The sequence below is a fragment of the Rhodoferax aquaticus genome, from assembly GCF_006974105.1.
Lineage (GTDB): Bacteria > Pseudomonadota > Gammaproteobacteria > Burkholderiales > Burkholderiaceae_C > Allorhodoferax > Allorhodoferax aquaticus_A.
In genome coordinates this window covers 2,148,019-2,171,679 of sequence record NZ_CP036282.1, presented here as the reverse complement: position 1 = coordinate 2,171,679, position 23,661 = coordinate 2,148,019, and the positions used below count along the sequence as shown (strand labels likewise).

Sequence of the window (23,661 nt, the reverse complement as noted above, 5' to 3'; positions counted from 1 at the left end):
AGTGCGAGGTGCACTGCTGCGTGGGGCCAATCCGCCCTTGCTACTGCGCTTGAGAGATGTATTGCTCCCACTCCTTAGCCTCTTCTTCCGTCACGCCCGCAGCCGTAGGCGGCAAGGCATTGAAGTCGACCGTGCGCAAGTCAGTAATGCCAGACAAGGTTGCCGCCGTGTAGCGACTACGGATGTCACTCAGTGCATTGCCCGACTGCAACTTGTTCGTGTCGCGCTCCAAACTCACCCCAGTATTCGCGCCAGGCGCTGCATTGAAGTTTGTGTTGGTGCTGACCGCGTAGACGTTCAGTGGGTCAAAGTACGAAACAAATGCGTCCGTCACATAGCTATTGCCCTCTTGCAACAAGGTAAATCGCTTGGTATCTGCAAACAATTGAACGCGTTTGCCCACGACAGATGTGCGGTCCACATTGTTCATCCACAACGCGCCGATGGGTGATTCGTAAGCCAACTGACCTGTGATGTAACCATCACGAATACCATTTTGATTCGTGCTGCTGGCCACTGTTGCCACCTTAGCCCACAGTTTGCGGAAATCCACACCCCTGGCCGAAGTGATCTGCAAGTCCACGTTGTCAGCCACATCCTCATTCTTACCAGACACGCTCACCACCATGGGGGCTTTGCCATCATTGCGCAACTTCGCCTTGGCGGAACGCAGCACAAAGTTGGCACTGTCACCCACCATCGCATCGGTCAGCAACAAAGTGCCAGGCGTGGTCACCGCCAAGCGGTTGGCCTTCAGCACCGTTGCCGCAATACTGGGCGCAGTTGCAGTCACATCGCCTTTGCTGGCCTCAAGCGTCGCATCGCGCACTGCTGTCAGACTGCCAATGAGCACTTGATTTCCCTTCAGCACCGCATCCTGCGAGACTGTGGCCGTGCTCAGCTTAACCACACCAGCGCTGGCCGTCACACCAAAATCAGCCACGCGCTTGGCGTCACCGACCGATACGGAACCAAACGTAGCATCGCCACTTGTCGAGAAGGCAGCATTGCCATGGCTGTTCAAGCTCGTCACTTCGGCAGTTGCTGCAGAGGCCGTGACACTGTCTCCACTCAAAGACTTCACACGCAACGCACCACCCACACTAGCCGCTACTGCACCATTTGCTACCAAATCTGCAGCAATTAAATCGCCTGTAGTCGCTGTCAGCGACAGATTGCGGCCGTTCTTCAGCGTTCCAACGTTAACGTTGGTGCCGGACAAAACAACGTCCCGAGTTACGTCAACACTCGCTACGTCCACCGCGCCTTTGCTCGCGGTTACCGTCAGGTCCGACGCATGCTTAGCATCACCCACAACCACGGTACCCAAGCTTGCAGACCCTTGGGTCTTCAACGTGGCGTGCCCCACACTCGTCAGCGTCGTGATGTCGGCACTCTCTGCTGTGGCGGCCAAACTGCCGGTAGCTAACCTAGCTGCGGTTAGCGCTTTGGTAGCACTCAACTCAGTGCTGCCATCTACATCGGCTTGACCCACGCCGATAGCGTCAGCAGTCATCTGCAGTTGTTTAGCCTTGAGAACATCCACCTGGGCACGCGCCTTGGCGCCCAACACTGCTACCGCTGCAGCCAATTCCTTCGCCAACACATCTTCGTCAGTCGCAGTCAAATCAGCTTTACCGGTTACGGCGGCCTTGCCCAGAGCAACACGTCCCGCTGTTACTTTTAGGTCCGCTGCGTGGTCTTTGTCGCCCACGGTCGCCGCGCCCAGCGTTGCGTTGCGTTGGGCCGTTATGGTGGCATTGCCAGTGCTGGTCAGCGTGGTCATGTTCACGTCGCTGAATGTGGACTTGGCTACCAAGCTACCCGTAGTCAACGTCGTTGCACTTAGCAAGCGTGTGGCCGCCAAGTCGATGGCATCGGTCACCGTGGCTTGGCCCAGCGCAATGGTATCGGCATTTGCCGTCAGTGCCTTGGCCTTCAGCTCTGTAGCGTCAAACCTGCCGAGAGCGCCCGTCCCTATTGCACCTGTAGCTACCAATCTTGTAGCAACTAAATCGCCTCCAGTAGCCGTCAGGGTCATGTTTACTGCGTTGGCTTGCTGCGCCATGTGGACCATTGCGCCCTTCACCACCAGGTCTTTAGACACGGTCGCGGTGGTCACCTTGGCAAGGCCCTCAGTGGCAGTCACCATCAGGTCCGCTGCGTGGTCTTTGTCGCCCACGGTCGCTGTGCCCAGAGTTGCGTTGCCTTGGGCCGTTATGGTGGCATTGCCGGTGCTGGTCAGCGTGGTCATGTTCACGTCGCTGAATGTGGACTTGGCTACCAAGCTACCCGTAGTCAACGTCGTTGCACTTAGCAAGCGTGTGGCCGCCAAGTCGGTGGCATCGGTCACCGTGGCTTGGCCCAGCGCAATGGTATCGGCATTTGCCGTCAGTGCCTTGGCCTTCAGCTCTGTAGCGTCAAACCTGCCGAGAGCGCCCGTCCCTATTGCACCTGTAGCTACCAATCTTGTAGCAACTAAATCGCCTCCAGTAGCCGTCAGGGTCATGTTTACTGCGTTGGCTTGCTGCGCCATGTTGACGCTTTTACCCTTCACCACCAGGTCTTTAGACACGGTCGCGGTGGTCACCTCGGCAAGGCCCTCAATGGCAGTCACCGTCAGGTCTGCGGCGTGGTCTTTGTCGCCCACGGTCGCCGTGCCCAGCGTTGCGCCGCCTTCGGCCGTTATGGTGGCATTGCCGGTGCTGGTCAGCGTGCTCAGGTTGACACTGCCCCCTGTGGACTTGGCTGTCACGGTGCCTGTGGTCAACGTCGTCGCACTCAGCAAGCCTGTGGCCGTCAGGTCGGTGGCATCGGTCACCGTGGCTTGGCCCAGCACAATGGCATTGGCGTTTGCCGTCAGCGCCTTGGCGTTGATCGTTTTGGCATCGAATGTGCCCTTGGCGTCCGTTTTTATTGCCCCAGTAGCTAGCAATGTAGTAGCAACCACACTACCAGCGCTTGCAGTCAGCGTAGCGTCACCGCCGCTAGAGACCTTGGTCAGCGACACACCACCTGTTTTTGCGGCGATTGTTACGTTTTTGTCCACTCCCGTGCTCGTTACCGCGGTGCCCGTCACTCCACCATTCGCGAGCAGAGTCACACCGTCACGGGCAGTCACGCCCTCACCCACCAACTCGACACCTGTGTTCTGTGCCACGGTCATGGTGACTGCACCCTGGCTGGCGCTCGCCTGCAGCTTTTTGGCTTGCACCTCGAAGGCATTGCCTGCAGTGCCCACACCCGCTTTGGCGTTGATAGTGACCGTGCCGTTTTGGGCCTGCGCCACCACAGCATCCGCCACCGCACCGCCATCCAGCACGGCCCCTGCGGTGCTGAGGGTGATGTCGCCAGTCGTTGCCGTCAACTTGCCAGCAATAGCCAAGTCGTCTTGCGAAGTCAGGCCAATCGAGTTTGCAGCAGTCACGCTGTCTACCAAGAAGCGGTTACCGCTCACCCCGGCCAAGTACACACTGCCCTCGTCCGACGTAGCGTTGATTAGGCTTTCCTTGCTACCAACCGCCACATTCAGCGCTTTATCCGTGGCACCGATAGACCTTCCCGCATTAAGCGTCACACCAGTGCCCAACACATTGAGCAAATCGTTGTCCGCCGCACGGGTCATGCTGCCGTCAGCCGCCAGGTAAATGGCGTCACGGGAATAGACCGCATCAACCTGCATGTTGCCGCTGTCGTGCACGGCTACCGCCATGGCGGCACGTGCGGTCAGGGTGGAACCTGCGCCCAGTTGGAGCTCCAGCGGCGCGCGCACACCCGCACCAATGGCCCCATCTGCTGCTTCCAGCACCAGGTTGCCCGTGCGCACCGACGACGCACCCGCATTCACCAATGAACCCCGCACCTTGATACGGGTTTCCCCGCTCACATTAATGGTGCCCAAGTTGCCGTCTTTGAGGGATGCCAGGAATGCCGTGCCGTTGATGGCACTGTCTGCACCCACGCCGCTGGCGTTGAGTTGCGTACTCGCATCAAAGTTCAGCGGCTTGCGCTGCAGCACGGTGAGCATGTTGTCTTTGAAGCCGAAGTCGCTGCGCTCAGCGGCAGCCAAGGCCACCTTTTGGGCTGGCGTGAGCTTACTGGGGTCGAAGTTCTTCAGATCAATGGGTGTGGCCACATAAGTCTCGCCAATGCCCTTGCCCGCTTGCAGGCTGACGGTATTGCCCTGCACGTTGGCCACCTTGACCACCGGGTTGGTATTGGTAATGGTTTTCAACGCGCCGGGACTAATGGCTACGGCCAGTTGCTTGTCCGTCCAGGCCACACCGCGTAGCAGATCGTCCGTTTCCTTCTGGGACATCACATAGTCGAAATGTGCGTTGTACTCGGGTGAATTGCCAACTCCATACACCTTGCCCAGATCGTCTAGCGCTTTTTGCTTGCCCACTACTATTTGGGCGATATCTGCATCGGACGTGCCCTGCGCTTTGAACGACGCTATTTGCTGCTCACTCAATTTAAAGACCAACTTGCCACTTGTGGCATCTTCCTGAGCGTTTTTACGCAATTGCCAGTAGTCTTTGTACTCGGCGTTTTTCGCTTCAACATACGTTTTGAGCATCTTGGTTTGCTTGGCCAAGTTCGCATCGGTGCCTGAGCGCAAGCCCAAGGAGTCCCAATAGTCGATCAGCTCGCCCCAAGTCCGCCTGTCAATGGTCTCATTGGGGTTGTTGTCCACCATGCGGCCAGGTGCCACCAGCTTGACGTCGCCGCCTGAGGATGCCACCGTATTGAGTAGCAAGTTGCCATCGGCGTTGTGCGCCCATGTGTTGGTTTTAATGCCTATGTCTTTAGCCGCCGATGCCGTCAGCCCGTTAAAGCCACGCGTCGTCAAGTCGTCCGAGTAGGCCACGTTCACGGTCAAGGGGGCTGCTGTAGAACCTATGGCTCCGGTTGCAGAGCGCAAGTCCACCTTGTCACCTTGAATAAGGCTTTCGCTGCCTGCGCCAGCCACAATGTCGCCCTGCGCTTTTAGCTCTACAACCCCTACATCGTTGAACACCGCTGCTTGCGTAACTGTTCCGTTCGCATCCGCTTTAGCCGCTACATGGCGCGTGCCACCTGCGGTAATGGTGCCCACCTTGATGGCACCTTGGGTTTGGTCAATGTGAACGTTGCCCTGGGTGGCTGCGGCGTTGAACAGGCCTGGTACAGCCTTATCCACGGTCTCCGTCTTAATTGCCATGCCAGCGGCACCCACGCTTGCCGTGGCCTTGAAATCGAAACTTGCGGCTGACACAAGCGCATCGTCATTGGTGCGCACAATGCTCTTGGCTACGCCACCAGCTTCGATGGTCGTCTTGCCAACCTTGTTGTGAATAGCCCCAGACAACAACACGTTGCTGTTGGACTGCACATTGATCTTGCCTGTATCCGCCCCGATGAACTCAATGCCAATGGGGTTGTCCGCCTTGATGATGGTGGACTGGATGGTTTTGATCGGAGTGACTATGGAGTAGTCAATGTAGTACTGCTGGGTAACGCAGAACCACCAGTCGCACACCGACCATTGGTTGGTCTTGAACTTTCTTGCATCGCCTGCACTGCCTTTGACCTCTTCTGCAGCCTGCGCTCCGTAGCGTGTAAATCCATTGCGCACGGACAAGAACTGAGCCTGCTCCAATTTTGTGTTTTGCAAGTCATAAGGGCCACTGAGTACCGTTGATCCATCCACTGGCGCCCCATCGGTTCTCCAGTCGGTGTTGCCAAGCCACTGGGTTCCTTGCCACCTATAGTCCGTGCGTTTGGATGCATCCGAGCCGGTTTGGAAGGTGTACGCCAAATTTGTCTGGGGGTTGTAGTTGGCGGTGCGCTCAGCGCCCCATGACGTGGACGTAGACTTATCTACGTTCACTACAGCCACTTTGACCTTCCCGTTTTCACGGGTGTAGGTGGTCTTTTTGATAGTTGCTACGCCAGTCGTGTCATTGAACGACTGAATATCACTGATCTCAATCACCCCGGCCACGCCCTTGCCGGTGTCCAGTTTGGTCAGCTCAATGTCCAAGCCCGACGTGTTGGTGATGTTGATCTGTCCATAGCCGTCCAGGGCCTTGAGCTTGCCAGCACCGTTTTGGGCGGTGTTGTACACCTGCCCGTAGATCTGAATGTAGCCGCCCTGCACCGCCGTGCCGTCCACCACCAAACGGTTGCTCTTGACGTCATAGCTGGCGCCGATGTACTGTTTGTCGGATGTGTTTTCGGTGTTTTGGATCAGCGCATAAGCGCTAACGGTTTTGTCTGCTTTGGCGGCGTAGTCGGCCTTCGCGTAGGCGGTTGTGAACTCTAGTCGATCCTTGGCTCTGTTGTAATAAACACCATCCACTTTACCGCGCCCCGCGAACGCGACTAAATCACCATTTAGGGCTGCATCACCGGTACCAAGACTTTTGGCCCAATCCGCGTCGCCTTGCGTAAATCCCATAGCCGCCAAGCTCGCAGTCAGCATGGGCTGGCCACCGATATTGAGCTCATAGTTGGCATAGCCGCTTTGTACCGTGCCGTTGATATTGAGGTAGCGCGCACTTAAGAGCACGCTGCCATTGGCCATGATCAAGGAGCCGTTGGATGCAGTGCCTGGCAACTGGGTTTGGTTGCCACTCGGGTCGGCGGGTACGGCCAACTGGAAGAACTCGTCTTTGTAGCTTTGCACAAAGTCGCCATTGTTGGCCTGAATGTCCACCGTGCCGGCGCGCACCGTGCCCTCGGAGCGAATGGTGCCCGCCTTGCTGTGGACTTTGACCTTGCCGCCCACGTTGTCAATGCGACCCACGAGGTTGATGTCAGGCGCAGACCCTGGCTTGTGGGCTTGTGACGAAGCCAAGCTATCCGGGTTGTAGTTGCTAACAATGTCAACCAAGGGCTTGTCGCCGTTTGCGAGGGTAGTGATCTTGGCAAAAGTGGCCACGTTCCCTACAGCGCTCTTGGCGTTAATGGCGTTGACGTCTACATTGCTGCCCACATCCTTGCCGTTAAACACCACCCGTGCACCATCGCTTGCGCTGTTGATGGAAATGCCGCCAACCGTCAGGTATTTGGATGTGTTGTTGGTAATCGTGACCTTGGCGTCCCCAGGCGCATTCAGTGTGCCGATGCCGCTCAAACTCTCTGCTTTTACCCGGATGCTGCCCAGGTTTATTTTGATGTCGGGCGTTGTCACGAAGTCAGCAACAGGCCCACTCACCGCGACATCAGAGGCTGTTAGCTCCAACTTGGTCAGCGTCTCAATGGAGGTTTTGTAGCCAGCAATTGACGTCTGAGTTTCGGTGATCTTATTGCCGGTTTCGTTGTAGTTCTTGTTCTGCTGATCGAAATTCGTCTGCGCTGCGGCTACCAGTGTTTTACCGGCGGCCGGGGCATCTTTAGCATTGGCCTTCGCGCCGTCAATGAGTGCTTGCGTCGGGGAGGGGGTATCTGCTTTGGGCGCAACTGCTGTGTAGTTGGCCACCTTAACGCCAGAATCGGCGATGGTTTTTTCAGCATCCCCAATCGCGTTTTTGTAGCCTGTAATCTTGCTAGCGTCCGGCGTGTTGTTTTTTGATTCAGTTAGCCAATTATCCAATGCATTGGCTCGGGCGATGAAAGCAGCTTCCGCATTTGCAGCCTTCGTTGGCGCATCCTTCAGAGCAGTTTCAGCAGTGCTTTTAGCGGTCGAATAGTTTCCCTGCAGCGTTGTCAGCTCCTTCACTTTCTTTTCGCCATCCGTCACAAGTACTTGTGACGCCGTAATTTGCTGCTGCACGGCTGCTTTGGGACTGATACCTACGCCACCGCCGGTGCCCATCACGATGTCGTAGCCCCCTTTGCCATTGGCCACTTTGGATGCAAACCCCAGGTCTAATAGCTGCTTCTCCAAGAAGGTGACCTCATTGGCGTAGGCCCCGGCTGAGGCCGTGCCCGCATAGTCCAAGGCCTGCTTACGCTTGGTCTGTAATCGCGCATACAGCGCTTGCGCAACGCCTTGGTTATAGGCAATGCTCACATCACCGAAGCCCTCAGACTTGGTGATTTTGTCTACATAAACGGGTTTTCCGTTTTGGTCTATCACTGGCTTACCATCGGTACCCAGTAGCACAGCATCGTCAATGGTCAGCCATTGCACACGGTGAATACCCGTTTCCACGGTGCCATCGACCACCACTTGAGCAGTGCCTGTTGGTTTGGCGGCATTGCCGGTGACGGTTTGGGTTGGAATGCCGTCTTTGTCCAGAAGGTCGCTCACCGAACCACTTTGCACCTTAGAGTTGCCGTACAAATCACGGGAAATGCCTAGCGCCGTCGCTTTCAAGGTGCCGCGCGTGGCAATCAAATTAACGTCACCGTCCGCTTGGATTTTGCTGAGCCCGTGGGTAGCGAGTTTGGCTTGCGAGTCAATATTTGTGATCGCTTCTGGCGGGTTTTTAATCGGCACCAGCGTTTTATTCCAAATGTTTACCTTGCTGCTGGTTTCTACCGATGACTCAGTGCCCGATGTGCTTCGGCCAGCCGAAAGATTGACGCTGTTGTAGTCCGCCAGCAGCTCAGCGGAGGCGCCCACCGTCACGTTATCGCTGCCGGAGTAGCTTGCCAGCGCGCTACCAAACGGTGAACCCGCCAAACCATAGGTATTGGCCACAGCCTCTGCGCTTAGCTTGGCGTCAGTGCGCGCCCCCACCGCAATCGCCCCTTTATTAGCTTTTACTTTGGCAAGCCCACCAATCGTGGCGTTTGTAGAGGTATTTTTCACAGTCAACAGTGACTTTGCGCTGGCAACGGGAACAAGGCCGCCCGTGTCCACACCCACTTTGTCGTAGATGTCGATACTGTTGATCGCGTCCATCACCAAGGCATTGCTACTAGCTGCCTGTTTACCGTTTAACTGTACGTGTGCCCCGTTACCGATGCGGGCGGTGGTGTCTTGCTTCGTTACTTCCGTGATGGCGGTGCCAACCGGAATATCCACTAGGAGCGCGCCGGACCGTGAGTCGATGTTCCAGTTGATGACCTTGTTGGCATCCCAGTCGACCATCAGCGTGTTGTAGTTGTAGACCGTGTCGCCTTTGTTTTCTTTCTTGGTCGTGCTATTGGCGTTAATCGTCAAACTCTCAGCTTCCACCTGGGCGCTGTCGCCGAGTTCCGCCTTGACTGTGCTGCTCACCAAATGCTTGGCATAGGGCCCGCTGCCCCCGCCAGCCACGTTGAAGTTAAAGCTCTCCACCACGCCGTTGAACAACGCGGTGTGTGTGGCTTCTACCTTCAAAGCGCTTACTTTGAGCATCTTGGCTTTGTTACCGTTAGCAGCTGCGATGCCCTGGCCAATCAGCGCCTCCGTAGTGCTGTTGCTGATGGTCAACGCGTTGGCATCCGCCCCGCCTACAAGCCCACCGCTGCCCGACTTGGCCCGCGAGAAGTTTTGGTCTGCACTGGTCGCCGTTACGGTCAGGTCGCCCGCTTTGTCAAAGCCGCCTTTACCGTCAGCGACGCCATGTAGGTCAACATTCTTGCCAAGCATTGCTTTGGTCTTGGTGGCACTCTGCGCAAGGGCCGTATGGGTTCCCGCACCAATTGCCCCCACTGCAACACCCCAGGCGTCGGCTGTTTGCAAGGAATTGGCTGCAGCATTGACTGTGACCGCGCGGTTGGTCTCTATGCTGCTCTCCTCCCCAATCGCACTGGTGATTTCGCTGGTGTTGTTAGCGATACTTGTCGTCCCGGCGATGCCAACCAAGCCACCACTCGCGCCGCTGGTGAACGCACTAACACGCGCCATAGTCTGTTGCGCGTCTACCTTTACGTCACCCGAACTAGTGACATTGCTCGCATTGCCCAGCAACGCGGATACGCGTTGGTTGACAATGCCCTGCGCTTCAGAAACGCCCACACCCAGTCCGCCTACAGAGAGTCCCCAGTTTTGGGCAACCACATCGGCGGCACTCTTTGCCAAGACACTCATGCCGCCCTTGGCGTTTTGAATTGTTCCGCCCAAGGTTTGCGCGGTCACCCGGGTGCTGTCGTTAATCTGGGTTCCGCCTACACCCGCCGACACCTGCACGGCCACCGCCCCAATGGAGCCAGACATGGTGTAACCCCGCAGCGCGCCACTGTTGTCGGCGCTAACAGACAAACTGCCTCCGGTTGAAATTCCTTCAGCAGCAGCGCCAACCAAGGGCAGGCGATTCACATCCACCGCATCTGCCCCCAACTCAGCAGTCACCTGAGAGGTTTTGCCAAGTATGTTGAACGTTAACCCTTGCGCATAAGCCCCACCACCAGCGCCAAACACACGAGACTTCAGCGAGGTTTTGTCGCTCGCAGCCACCTTGGCCTGACTTTTGGCGGCCACACGGCCACCCAAGTGCGCTAGCACAGTGTTTTTGAGTTTGACTTTGGAGACCGTATTAGCGACACCACCGAGACCAGCAGCGCCAGCATAGGAAGCAGCCGATATGGTCGCCAGGTCTGGTGCTTTGAGCTTGCCAGTGCTTTTGTCTGTCTTGTCGTCGATATCCGTGGCCGTCGCACTCACTTCGACAGAGTTGACGCCCAAATCTCGCACTTCGGTGTACGTGCTGTCGTCCACAAGGGCGGTAACCGTGGCGCGGCTAATCGCCACGGAAGTGCTAGCACCAACACCCAAGCCCCCCCCAACTGCAGCGCCACCAGCCAGGTTGTCAATGGAGGTCTTGTCTATAGCTTTTACAGTAAGCGTACCCACATCCAGCACGGTTTTGCCGCCAATTTGCGCGGTGCTTTCGTTGAGACCCGTTTTCTTGAGAAAAACTTTGTCAAATGTGGTGGTGTCTTTTTGCCCGGTCTTGGCAAGCTCACGGATATTGCCCTGCGCGTCTTGCAGCACTTTGGTCGTGCCTTCCTCAGGCTTGGTGTTGATCGCGTCGGCCTGCTCAACGCCTGACTCTGCACCGACCAATGTGACCACGGTAGCCGCCCCCACACCGGCCCACAAACCGCCGCCGCCGGTGACTACATAGTCTTCCACCGTATTTTGGTTGGTGCTTTGCACTGTCAGTGCATTTTTAACTTTTACGTTACTGTCAAACACAACGCTGCGCGCCGTGTTGCCAATATCATTCACCAGCAGGCTAGCCCCGAGACCGCCGCCTTTCACACCCACCCCAAGTGCACCGGCCACACCAAACACGGCGTTGGAGCTGTTGGCAGTCACATTGAGTGAGCCCGTCTTGTAAACGTCCCCCGCCTTGGTGCCGATGTCGGCGCGCTCTACCCGGGCCTCTGTGGTGTTCAGCAGCGTATTGACCGTCACGGTGCCCGCAATACCCACTGCGCCACTGCCTGCTACCCCCACAGCAAAGTCCCTGATTGTGGTTTTGGAGGTGGCGGCAACCGTGACGCCTTCGGTCGCATCGGCCTTGGCCCGGCGAACTTCTGTCGTCTCACCCTTGTCATTCTTGAGATCTACCCCCGCGATATACGCTTCGGTGATGTTGTTGTCGTTGACATTCACAATGCCCACAGCAGCGGCAGGGCCCCCTGAGCCAGCCAAGGCACCACCAATGGCAAATGCCTGGGTCGTGCTGTCGGCGGTAACCCGCAAAGCGCCGCCTGCGTTCGTTGTCCCGTTTTCAATGTAGGCCCGGGTTTGCCCGTCAAAGTGGGTGATGGACCCAGTGACTCCCATAGCAAAACCTTTGGACGCGCCACCGGCTACGGCTATGGACGATGTCGCCTGGGCGGACCGCGCCCCCACCTCAATGTCTCGTGCGGTGACGGTTGCACCTTTCAAAAATGCCTCGGTTACATGCTTTTGGGCGGCGCCATCAAAGCCCACGCCCATGCCAGCCTTGCCCCCCACGCCCACGGCCCCGGCAAAACCACTGGATACCGACAGATTGCCCGCCAGTACTTTTACATCACCCGACGAGGCGGTGATGTTCTTGGCCTTGTCTTCTTCACGGCCCGCCATGACCTTGGCTTCATTAACATAAGCCTGTGTCTTACCCACAATGGAATTCACCTGGATATTGCCGGCAGCGCCAACGTCTTTGCCGCCAGCAACATTGGCCACGATGCTGCCCACGAACTGTGTGGAAGACGCATTGACTTCCACGCCCTTGATTCCAGGGTTTTTGTACCGCTTAGAGGCTAGATTCGAGTTCTTGTAGTAGTAGTCGATGGTGTCTTTGGAGTCGACGCTACCGTAGTTGTAGAAAGTATTTCCCGCACTGTCGTCCGCACTTGGTGGGGCACTGACCCCGTAAGCATTCACCTCGGTCGTACTGCCATCTATGTGGGCCAAGGTGTCGCTGGTGACGTTGTTGCTAATAACCGATGCGCCAACACCACTGCCCCCCAGGGAAAACGACGCAGAGCCGGCTGCGACTTCAATGTGATCGTCCCCTTTTGCTGTCACGCGCACATTGTTTTGCGCCGTAACTTTGGCCCCGCCGTCGATCTTGGCGTCGGTGGTGTTGTCCACCACATTCACCACCACTGAACCGCTAACAGCAAGTCCACCCTTGCTACCACCCACCCCAATCGCCATGGTCTCAACCGTGCTTGCCGAACTGGAATCTACCTTGACCGTACCCGCGTTGACCACGCCGCCAGTTAAATATGCGTGCGTTTTGTTTTCGACAATGCTGTCGGTGATTGCCGCACCGACAGCTGCGCTACCAGACACCCCTGCGGCGAAAGCGAAAGTTTGCGCGCTAGATTTGTCTTGCGCAGCCACAGCCACCTGTTTGACTTTGCCTGTGCTAACACGGGCTTTGTCGTCTTTGTCTTGCCACTTGACATCCGCCGTGTTCTGCGTCGTCACGTTCACAAAGTTGGCACTGGTCGTGTTGTGTATGCGTGAGTTTGCGGCCACCCCTGCCCCAGAAGTCCCAGAACCCACGGCCGCAGCGAGCGTCACGGTGCGGGCGGTGCTGGTGTTGACGGCATCGACAGCTACGTTCGACTCGCTGTCCACATAGCTATCGGGATCACCTTGCTTCAATTTTTCATCAATGGGTGCAATCGCCTCAATCACCACATCCTTCACCTCGGCCGTGACGGTATTGGCAATGGTCGACGACGCGATAGACACACCCACCGCATTGGATGAGAGGCTGATGGCTAGCCCGCCAATGAAGTTGTCGGTGTTTGACTGGTCCACCGCACTTACGTTGACGGACCCCGCAACCAGTTTGTCGCCATCCTTCGCCTCTTTGCTAGAGTAAACAGACGCGCTGACCGTGTTGCCAATTTCACTGACAGCGATCACCCCGGCACCAGCCATCCCAGAGGAGGACCCCGCTGCACCTGCGCCAACATTCATGATGTAGGCGTCAGACTGCGACTTGACCGAAACTGCTTTAGCGCTTACTGCGGACCTTGCAACTTCGCTCGTGAACGTGTTGTGAATGGTGTTGTAGCCAACAACAAGCCCCGCCGCCTTGCCTGGTGCTGTAGCGGCCCCCACCGAAAGCGCAACGTTGATGATGCGACTGGGTGCTTTATTGAGCTTCGCCATGCCAGCCGCGTCCAGGTTCATGTCGTCCACACTGACGGTATACCCTTGAATTTCTGTGTTGTTCTTGACCTGATTGGCAACATCTGCGCTTACGTCAGCCGAAACACCGTCTGCTGCCAAAACGCGCACGGAGTCCGCTTTGGTGATATCACTGTCTGCAACGCTAGCCGTTATGGTGTTATTGACTTGGTTGAGTGCAATCGAGCCAGCGTACCCGCCGCCTCCGGCTTCAGTGCTTACGGCTGCGCCCACCGTCACTGAGGTAATCTTGCTAGGGGCAATGGCATTGACCGCCACGGCATCAACGGCGGTCACCTTCGAGTTCTTGATGCTGGCCTTTACCGTATCGCGCACCTTGGAATAAGTGACTGCGCCACCAGCAGCATTTTTACCGCCAGCGGCAAGCCCACCAGCGCCGGTGTTGATGATGGTGTTGTCCAATGCAAGCACTTTGAGCGACGATGCCGTCACAATTGGCAATGCAGGGGTTTTGGCGCGCAGCTGTGCTGTTGTTTCATCCTCTTGCAGGTCAACGCCGTCTAGCTCTGCAGTAACCGTGTTTTGTACGCTAGACGCTGCGGCTGAGCCTGCACCAGACTTGGCGTTTGCATCACCCGCTGATGCGTTGACAGCAGCCCCTACTGAAATGGCATATTGCTTACCGTTGGCCAAAGCGTCCACATTGATGTGGCGCATATTGCTGATACTGCTTCTAGTCGCGTTCGCCGCGGTAATGGTTGCTGCTGTCAGGTTTTCAATCGTATTGACGGAAAATGCGCCCGCATATGCAGAACTGCCTGAATCACCGTTGGTCGTTTTAGTGCCCGACAGGCCACCGGAAAAGGCAACCACCAGGGAGTCGTTCACTGCGGAGATATCAAGCCCACGTGAATCGACATAAGGCGTCTGGGGCGCTTTGATGACGCCACCCACCACAGACGCTTTGGTCGTCTGCGCAACACTGTTGAGGCTGACTGCTGCCGACGCTGTAAATCCGGCCGCTGGCCGCTTGCCCGGCTGTATGTTATCCAGAAATTCTGTAACTTTTTTGGAATCGTTAATCTTGCCGTCCTTAAGCAAATCTGGCGGCGTGCCTTTCGATCCATTGCCCTTTGGCGGTTCTTGCGCATCGGATGAGGCCGATGCCGTAACGGTACCGGCCCAAATGGTGCCGGACGTGGCGGCTTTGATGACCACGTTGTTAGCGGTAATACTGCCCACTTTTTCAGTGAATTGTGGGAGCTTGTCTGTACCCACTTTTTGGCTGCCATCTTCATTGAAGTCCGCTGGGTTGGTGTTCACCACACCCGCTTGCGTATCGCTGTCAATAAAGTTCAACGCACCGGATAAACCCACTCCTGTACCCGACGTCAGGCTGATAGCCCCTGCTGCGGTAATGCTCGTAAGGTTTTCCTTGGCGTCCATCGTCACGCCGGTCGCGTCGACGGTGGCGCTGCGGTCAATGTAGGCATGGCTGCTGTTGTTGATGTCGGCAATGGCAAGCATGCCGTTAAGCCCGGTACCGCTACCCTTGCCAGATGCCCAGGTCACCTGCCCCAAACTGACATCGTTCAGTGAACTCACGTTCACGCTTACACCGGTCGGCCGCATTGCCAACTGTTTGACGTTTACCGCGGCTCCAATAACGGCACTGGACTTGTTGCTTTCCGAAAAATAGTTGAGGTTCGGGCCAATGGCTTTGGAGCTCTTTTGCCCTGTGCTACTACCAAGTACAACGGGTGCGATACCGCTGGACAAAATGTTCTGGACCTTGATCTTGGCATCGACATTTAGCGCCGCAGGGTTAACCGAAGCTTTGATGCCTGAAGTGGAAACCCACTCCGCCTTGATGGTGCGAATATTCGCAGCATCTTTCTCATCCCTAAGGCGCTTCAATACATCTTCTAGGCCTTTAGCAGCCTTAGTCTGGTCAGCGTCAGTGCCTGACACAAGATCGCCCGAGTTCGCTTTCACAAAGTCGGCAGCAATTGACGTCAACTTGCTTGCGTCCGTACTCAGATTGGCATCAACAAATTGCTCCCACTTTTTCGCCGGTCCACTACCGAGTGTGATGTTGGCACCTTTCTTGATCTCCGCCTTGCTCGTGTTGTCAAAGGTAAGCCAACTCACCGAGGCCGCAAGTGACTTGCTGTCACCCTCAGCATTTGATGAAGCTGCGGTTGAGCCATTGGCGTTTAGAACGATGCTCACCCCGTCAAGAATCACATCCATAAATCCTTCCGGCTTGCCCCAATTGATGTTGAAGACAGGATTCGTCAGGTCAAGGTTTGTCTTTACATCCACTTGTTCCGCAGTCACGCTGGCCCGTTCTCCCACACTGGCCTCAACAGTATGCTTGTAGTCATTCAACGCCAACGCGACCGACAACCCGTACCCACTCGCCCCATTGGGGGACAAAGTCATAACCTCTGAAGAGGCGGAGGTGCCAGGTTTGGCATCAAGCAGGTTCGCTTTAACGGCGACTGTCTTGGCCGCATCAATTTGGCTGCTTGTGTATTTTTTACCCCCAACTTCAAACTCTTGCGCATCTTGTACTTTTGCTGTAGCGGAGTGGGTGTTGCTCCCCAATGCAAATGCCCCTGCCGCACTAAGGCGCATCTCACCCATCGGGCTGTAGGGGAGTGCAAACTTGGTGATGGCTTTTGGAAAAACTTTGGCAAGGCCTTGCTTTAGAAAATTGGCAGCTATGAAATCAGTATCACCATTGAGTAAATCCTTCATGGTCTCAATCCCATTGAAGGTGGTGCCCTCCTTGGCGGCGGCGCTGAGACTATTGGCCTTGATTTGGTTATCGGCCGTCAGCGCAACCGCGTTATCTGTGGACGTAATGTTGGCGCCGCTGCTCACTGCAGCCTCTGTCGTCAGGTGTGCGAAAGCGACCGCAGCGCCACCTAAACTGGCATCGGTGCCTGGCACCGCCGATCCCCCGTTCACGCCAGGGCGGCCAGCCGTGGCACCCGTAGCCAATGACCTAGCTCCGATTGCCAGCGAGTCTGTAAGGTTGGTCGCGTCAATGGTCACGGCATCGTGGCCCACGATCACACTGCCGGCAGCCAAATCCACTTTGGCATGCACATCTGCCACGCCAACCGCACCAGTCAGCACCGCCATGGTCTGGCTTGACATCGCGCCCGCACTCACGTTGAGGCGGGTATTTGTCTTTGCATCAATATCGACACTACCGGCGGATTCGATACGGGCACCCTTGGCCATCGTCACGGCGCTGTTCGCATTCATTTCACCATAGGCAAACGCTGTGGTGAACTTGTTTTGCAAAACGCTAACAGGGGCCAAAGCGCGTACAGAGAGATCAAGCTTAGAAGTAGCCTCTGCCAACAGTTTCACGTTGCCGTTGGCAGTTTGACCAGACTTCGTGGACAGCATTGCTTGCTTGCCCAAAGTCACCGCAGCTTTGGCATCTACCTTCGCGATACTAAAGTTAACGCCAAGCAGCGTAGTAAACACGTCGCCCAACAAAGACTTGTCGGGACGCACGGCATCAGGCCACCCGCCACCATCCGCGATGTCTTTCGCAATTTTCCAGTGGTCAAGCTCTTCCCGCCAATCAAAGGTATCGGTAGCAGTAGCTTTAGCGCTGATGGCACCCGACGTAATGGTGCCGTCGATGTTGACCAGCGCATCACGCTTTTTGTAGTTCACAAAGTTGGTGAATTTCCAGTCATTGCTGCGCGCGCTATCGGCCGCTAAGGTCACCTTGCCTGCTCCTGTGGCAGCAAGCGTGTTGGGGTCGATCATGTTCGTGTTAACCGCAGCGCCGTTCGTGAGCTCAATACTCGACTTGCCGGCCGCACCTCCGTTCCAAGCGGTGATCTCCACATTGCCCCCGTTGGAGCTTATGGCAGTCTTACTGCCGTCGAGTTTGATTGCCGAATCTCCGTCACTGCCGCCTTGGGCCCAAGCAAACAGCTTGACTGCCCCACTTTTTGTAGCAATGTTGCCTCCGTCGCTGAGTGTGATGGAGGGCCCAGCCGTACCAGAATTGCTAATGGCGGTGATGTCAACCGCGCCACCTTGGCTGTTTTCAATCTTCGCGCCAGCGCCGCTGACGACAATGCTCTGCCCTTTCAGCGCAATATCGCCAGTGGCCATAGCTAGACTGGAGTCCACTAGGTCGAAGAACCCGTCCTTATCGGCAACCAAGCCAGTGATCTCGCCCGTACCCCAAGGGTTCGTAGACTTGGCGTTGACGCCACCATTGAGCGACGTTACGAGTGCAGCCCTGTCAGATGCAACCAAGCTACCAGTGACCGTAATGCTCGCTGCGTCTATTGAAATGCCAGCAGGCGCGTAAACCTTGCCATTGATTTCGACGGTTGCGCCAGAGTTGCGTTTGTAGCTTTTTCCAGGTGTTAGCGCTATTGCGTCATCAATCTGAGTGCTATCCACGTCGACGACTTCCTTTTTTATCTGCTTCCCCTCATCCTGGGTCACCCATTCCGTGTGCACTTGCCGCCCTTTTTCCGCGTAACTTTTCATTAAATCAAACGTTGTCTGGTCTGGCGTGCGCACCGCCAGTGATCCCACGTTCAGAACACCTTCTTTACCCACAACCATGCCGTTAGGGCTTGCAAAAATGACATTTCCGCCAATTTTTCCGCTGCTCAAAATGCTATTGACGGTGCCGTCCACCACAATTCGACTGTCCACCAAGTTCAATAGGCCTTTTGTGGCGGCAGCTGGAATATGCAGGTTGACCGTGGAACCCTGATTCACCTGAAAAGCAGAGAACGCATTGATACCGATGTCATTGCGCACATTGGTGGTAGTGACGTTAAGGCGCTTGCCGTCTTCCAGGACTTTCATGCCGATGCCCGTGGGCGTTACCGTTCCTGAAAACTGGGCCAGCGCCATGCCGCCGCCACCAAACACCCCCACCAAGGCTGTCATGACAGGCTTGAGCTTGAAGGTAAACGCGGCAGCTTTTTTGTTGTGTTGTTGGTCTTGCATGGTGTTTTTTTGCGTTGCGGTGTTCATGGTGCGTCCCCAAATTTCAATTTTTTTGTAACAAACTGTCCGGCCCCAGACGTCAGAAAGGCCACCTTGGTGAAGAGGCAGCCTTTTGAAAGTGGTCTAGGAGTACATGGCTTACTTGCTTTTGCCAGATGGTTTGGCAGGCGGCTTAGGTGGCGCGGCTTTTGGCGGCTCTGCGTTGGCGTGCACGGCATCTACTGGCTGGTCAGCAGCCTGTGCCAGCGCGCGCCGTGCGTCAACCCTCACCGCCAAGCGGTCCACATTGCGCAGCGACACCAGGTGCGCCCGAATAGCGGCCAAATAGCCATTGCGGTGCAGCTCGCCGACTTGCGCGTCGCTGAGTGCGAGCAGTTTGTCTTCATCCACCACCCACAGGCCATTGAGCTGTTGTTGCTCGCCTTGCTGTTCCAGCGTGATGGTTTTAGCGCTCAACAAGCCCAGCTCTGCCAAGCGGGCTGCAAAGGCGTGCGTGCGCTGCATGTCTTCGTGAAAGGCCTCCAAAAAGCCCAACACTTCTTTCAAAAAATCTGACTCTTCGCCTTGCGCGTTGAACAAGGGCAAGCCTGCGGTCTCGCCCAGGCCGTCATAGGTTTCGTCCACACAAACCGTCAATGACTTGCCATTTTCAGCCAGCACAAACGGGTAGCGACGCACGAATGCGGGTACATAAGCATCGGTTTCCCAGGCGCCGTCTGCTTCCACAAACAAGTTTTCTTGGTCGCGCAGGCCGACTAGTGCCGCGGCTGAGTAGGGGCCGCCTTCCGCCCCCACAAAGACCAAGGGGTAGTGGCGGCTGGCTTCGACAAACTCAGACGACGCCACCAACACGGAGTTAGTTTTGGCGGCAAATGAAAATGGTTGGCTCCTTTGCAAAAGCCTTAACTTGCGGTGTTGCTCACGATTGAGCGCTTTAACAGATTGATAAAACAGCATGGTTGTCATTTTTTTCTACTCCCTACAAAACCAATTTATCCATTGGTAGCCAAGTAAACGACTACTCAAACTAAGTACGGTGCGGATCGTATGATCAGGGGCACAGTCCGCCTATAGTCCATTTGGACTGGTGTGGTTTTTTGCGCATTTTTAGCGCGTCTTTACTGATGTAAGCCATCTACATGCAAGCTCATCATTTCCTGCTGATAGACGACCATGCGATGTTTCGCGCAGGGCTTGCATTGGTGCTGGCCGCCGAGTTCCCTGGTGTGCACATCGTGGAGGCGGGTGACCTCGCGCAGGCCATGCAGCTGGAGTTATCTACCCCAGATGTTGTGTTGCTGGATGTGCAACTACAAGGCCTGAGCGGTCTTGAGTGCATTTCAATACTCAAGCGCAAGTGGCCAAACTCTCCCATTGTTATGCTGTCGGGCAACGCATCTAGCGAGGTGGCCCAAACAGCCTTGGCCCGTGGTGCGTCTGCGTTCCTATCCAAAATGGAAAAACCTGCAGCCATGATTTCCGTGATTAGGCAGCAGCTTAGCGGCGAGGCGGTTCTTGAGAAAACACTAACCCAGCCCTCTTCAAACTTTGCACCTTTGGGTGGCTCAAAACTTACGGGGCGTCAGCTAGAGGTGTTAAACCTGCTCGCCCAAGGTCTACCCAACAAGGCGATTGGCAAACAGTTGGAGCTCTCAGAAAACACCGTACGCGGCCATGTGCAAGCCCTCTTGAGCACGCTGCAGGTTGCCAGTCGTACCGAGGCTGTCTTTGCTGCAAAGCGAGGAGGGCTAATTGACTAAGCTGCATGCGTTAGGGCCTGACGCCGCTGCGCCCGAGGTACACGCTGAACTCACGCGACTGCTCTTAACTAATATTGCGCGCTCTCTCTACTCTGGGTTGGCGCTCGTGGTGTTCCTTGGCGTGGTGTTTTCCAACACGCCGCACGGTGCTACCGTTGTCTTTGTCGCAGCGTGCGCGGCAGTTATGCGCTTGGCCTGCCATTGGCATGCACGATTTAGCCTCAGCCACCTAACTGCCAAGGAAGCATTGCAGTCGATCGAGTTGCAGGTAGCGATATTGCACTTTGTCATGGGGGTCGCTTGGGCTTCACTTGTCTGGGTGTGCTTGCAAGAAGGCAGCAACCTACAGACACAGGCGCTGTATTGCGTGATCGCGGGTTTGCCAGCCACCGGGTCAACGATGTTGTCCCCCTCGCCCAAGGCATTTTGGGCATTTGCAACTGGCTACTTGGGTACCTTCCAAATCAAACTGTTTGCTTACAGCCAAGAGCCCGACTATCTTCTGGCCATTGTGTTGGCCATAGGCTTGCTCGCCGTGGCGAGTCACGCACGCAGCAACCGCAATTCACAAGAGCGCAACATCAGGCTCAGGCTAGAAAACAAGGCACTGCTCCTCGCCCTCGAAAACGAGAAAAACAACGCAGTCTTGGCGCAAGAGCAAGCGGAAGAGGCCAATGCCGCAAAGTCTAAGTTCTTGGCCACTGCCAGCCATGATCTGCGCCAACCGGTGCACGCTCTGGGCTTGTTTCTGGATGTGCTGCAGCGCACGAACTTGGATGCCACACAGCGTGGTTTGATCACCAACGCAGTGGCCTCAGCAAACGCCTCCTCCGAGATGCTGAACACCTTGCTAGATTTTTCACGCATAGATGCGGGTGTTGTAGAGCTGCAGGAAAGCAGTTTTGCCCTACAACCGCTGCTCAACAAGATGGAAATCGAGTTTGGTGCCCAAGCCAATGCCAAAGGATTGGTGTACCGCACCCACGAGACGCGCGCCATCGTGCGGTCCGACCCTGTTCTGGTGGAACAGGTGCTTCGCAACTTAGTGAGCAACGCAATACGTTACACCGACCAGGGTGGCATTTTGGTGGGCTGCCGTTATCGCTCGAATCTGGTTGGTATTGAGGTGTGGGATACAGGCATAGGCATCGCACCGGGGATGCAAGCCAAGGTGTTCAAGGAGTTCTTCCAAGTGGGCAACGTGGAGCGTGACAACCGTAAAGGTTTGGGACTGGGCCTTGCTATTGCACAAGGATTGGCGCAGACCCTGAATCACCCCTTGCATTTGAGGTCTCGACTTGGCAAGGGCAGTGTGTTTGGGTTTGATCTACCCACCACAACCGAGGCGCTGGCCACGCGACAGCCCCAGAGGCAGCCATTGATGTGGGAAAAGCTAAACCTTAAGGTCCTGGTAATCGATGACAACGAGGCAGTGCGCAGCGCCATGAAGTCATTGCTCGAAAACTGGGGGTGCGCGTGTGAGGCAGTGGAGTCGGTGGACGAGGCCCTATCCTTGCTGCCAACTTGGAGGCCAGACGGCGTGATCAGTGACTATCGTCTGCGCAATAGTGAAACAGGACTGGATGCCATAGCAGCACTGCGCACTGCAGCTGGGCAGAGCCTACACGCCTTGCTTGTGACGGGTGATACCGGTCCAGATCGTTTACGCCTAGCCAAGGCGAGCGCGATCCCCATGTTGCACAAGCCGGTATCGTCCGTTGAACTGCATAGCCACCTGATGGCTTGGCGCAATTCCACGCAGTCAATCTAATGGCGACTGCACACCTCGCACCCTCCCTCGCACATCAATACCTATGAGCCCCTTCAGCTTCGAAACCACGCCCCGCATTGTGTGTGAGCAAGGTGCGGCACTGCGTTTGCCGGAGTTGCTGCAAAGCTACCAAGCCCGGCGCGTCTTCGTGGTCACCGACGACGGACTCTTGAAGACTGGCGTGTTGGAGCCCGCTTTGGCAGCGCTGCGGCGTGCGGGCTTAGAGCCCGTGGTGCACGGCAAGGTCTTGGCAGACCCGCCGGAAGCTGTGGTGCTAGAGGCCGTGCGCCATGCCGTCGATTGTGGTGCGCAATTGGTCATGGGCATGGGTGGCGGCAGTTCGCTCGATACGGCCAAGCTGGTGGCACTGCTGGCGCGCAGCCCACAGGCACTAGCCGACATCTATGGCATAGGCTTGGCGCGTGGCCCGCGCTTGGGGCTGGTGCAAATCCCCACCACGGCGGGCACGGGCTCTGAGGTCACCCCCATTGCCATCCTCACCACGCCGAGCCAAGAGAAAAAGGGCGTGGTGTCTCCCCTGCTCTACCCCGACATGGCCGTGCTGGACAGCCAACTCACCCTGGGGCTGCCACCCGCCATCACCGCAATGACGGGGGTGGACGCCATGGTGCACGCCATCGAGGCATTCACCAGCCGGCACAAGAAAAACCCCATGTCAGACCTGTACGCCGTCAAGGCGCTGCAGCTGCTGCACGCCAACATTCGCACCGTGGTTTCCGATGACCGCAACGCCGACGCGCGCGAGCACATGCTGCTGGGCTCATTGATGGCGGGCATGGCCTTTGCCAATGCGCCCGTGGGCGCGGTGCACGCACTGGCCTACCCATTGGGCGGGCGCTTTCACCTGCCCCATGGCCTGTCTAACTCACTGATGCTGCTGCCGGTGTTGGAATTCAACCTGAGCCATGCACAAGCGCAGTACGCCGAGCTAGGGCGTGCGGTGCTGGGTGAAACTGGTGATGCACACGATGCCGCACAGGCATTGATTGCCAGCCTGCGCAACATCGTGCAGGCCATGCCTTACGCGCACAACCTGCGGGCGGCTGGCATTGGGGCAGACGACCTCCCAACGCTTGCCAGTGACGCCATGAACGTGCAGCGTTTGCTCACCAACAACCCGCGCGAGGTGCAGTATGCAGACGCCCTCGCCCTGTACCAAGCTGCTTTGTAAGGAGCCTCTATGCGCGACGCCCGCCGTGCCGATTTTCCCCATGTGCTCACGCTGCCCACCCGCTGGTCGGACAACGACATCTACGGCCATGTCAACAACGTCACCTATTACAGCTACTTTGACACCGCGGTTAACAGCTTTTTGATTACGCAAGGCGTGCTAGACATCCATGCAGGCGAGACCGTGGCCTTTGTGGTGGACAGCGGCTGCGCCTACTACCAGCCCTTGGCGTTTCCGGATGTGGTGCATATAGGCCTGCGGGTAGCGCGTTTGGGTGGTTCCAGCGTGCGCTATGAGTTGGGCGTGTTTCGCAATGACGACGCCACCTGCGCCGCCTACGGCCATTTTGTGCATGTGTATGTGCAGCGCAGTTCGGGCTCGTCCACCCCCATCCCGGACGCCACACGCGCTGTGCTGCAAGGCCTGGTGCGGCCGAGCCCTACAACACCCAACTAGCGGC

The 23,661-nt window shown here is 56.6% G+C and carries 6 protein-coding genes; 4 read left to right on the top strand and 2 right to left on the bottom strand.

The annotated features are described in order from the left end of the window. Positions 1–40: 40 nt before the first annotated feature. Entirely contained in the window at positions 41–18,505 is an 18,465-nt protein-coding gene (locus tag EXZ61_RS10020; protein ID WP_142811431.1) for a leukotoxin LktA family filamentous adhesin, read from the bottom strand. A 111-nt stretch (positions 18,506–18,616) separates the two neighbouring features. After that, positions 18,617–19,444, bottom strand: coding sequence for a SapC family protein (locus EXZ61_RS10015; protein WP_142811429.1), 828 nt, complete (start codon positions 19,442–19,444; stop codon positions 18,617–18,619). Positions 19,445–19,617: 173 nt separating this feature from the next. Between EXZ61_RS10015 and EXZ61_RS10010 the strand changes: the two genes are divergently transcribed. The 4 genes from EXZ61_RS10010 to EXZ61_RS09995 are packed head-to-tail and all read left to right on the top strand — an operon-like array spanning position 19,618 to position 23,657. Continuing rightward, complete coding sequence (locus EXZ61_RS10010) at positions 19,618–20,238, top strand: response regulator (RefSeq protein WP_142811427.1); 621 nt, start codon at positions 19,618–19,620, stop codon at positions 20,236–20,238. Further along, positions 20,231–22,009: an ATP-binding response regulator gene (locus EXZ61_RS10005; protein ID WP_142811425.1), complete on the top strand. Its 1,779-nt coding sequence runs from the start codon at positions 20,231–20,233 to the stop codon at positions 22,007–22,009. The genes EXZ61_RS10010 and EXZ61_RS10005 overlap by 8 nt, the downstream gene beginning before the upstream one ends. Positions 22,010–22,052: 43 nt before the next feature. Continuing rightward, positions 22,053–23,201, top strand: a complete 1,149-nt coding sequence (locus tag EXZ61_RS10000; RefSeq protein ID WP_142811423.1) for an iron-containing alcohol dehydrogenase — start codon at positions 22,053–22,055, stop codon at positions 23,199–23,201. Positions 23,202–23,210: 9 nt separating this feature from the next. Continuing rightward, entirely contained in the window at positions 23,211–23,657 is a 447-nt protein-coding gene (locus EXZ61_RS09995) for an acyl-CoA thioesterase (RefSeq protein WP_142811421.1), read from the top strand. The last annotated feature ends 4 nt before the right edge of the window (positions 23,658–23,661 follow it).

Coding starts and splice junctions, on each gene's coding strand:
- EXZ61_RS10020 (WP_142811431.1), bottom strand. CDS start 18,505: ATGAACACCGCAACGCAAAAAAACACCATGCAAGACCAACAACACAAC.
- EXZ61_RS10015 (WP_142811429.1), bottom strand. CDS start 19,444: ATGACAACCATGCTGTTTTATCAATCTGTTAAAGCGCTCAATCGTGAG.
- EXZ61_RS10010 (WP_142811427.1), top strand. CDS start 19,618: ATGCAAGCTCATCATTTCCTGCTGATAGACGACCATGCGATGTTTCGC.
- EXZ61_RS10000 (WP_142811423.1), top strand. CDS start 22,053: ATGAGCCCCTTCAGCTTCGAAACCACGCCCCGCATTGTGTGTGAGCAA.
- EXZ61_RS09995 (WP_142811421.1), top strand. CDS start 23,211: ATGCGCGACGCCCGCCGTGCCGATTTTCCCCATGTGCTCACGCTGCCC.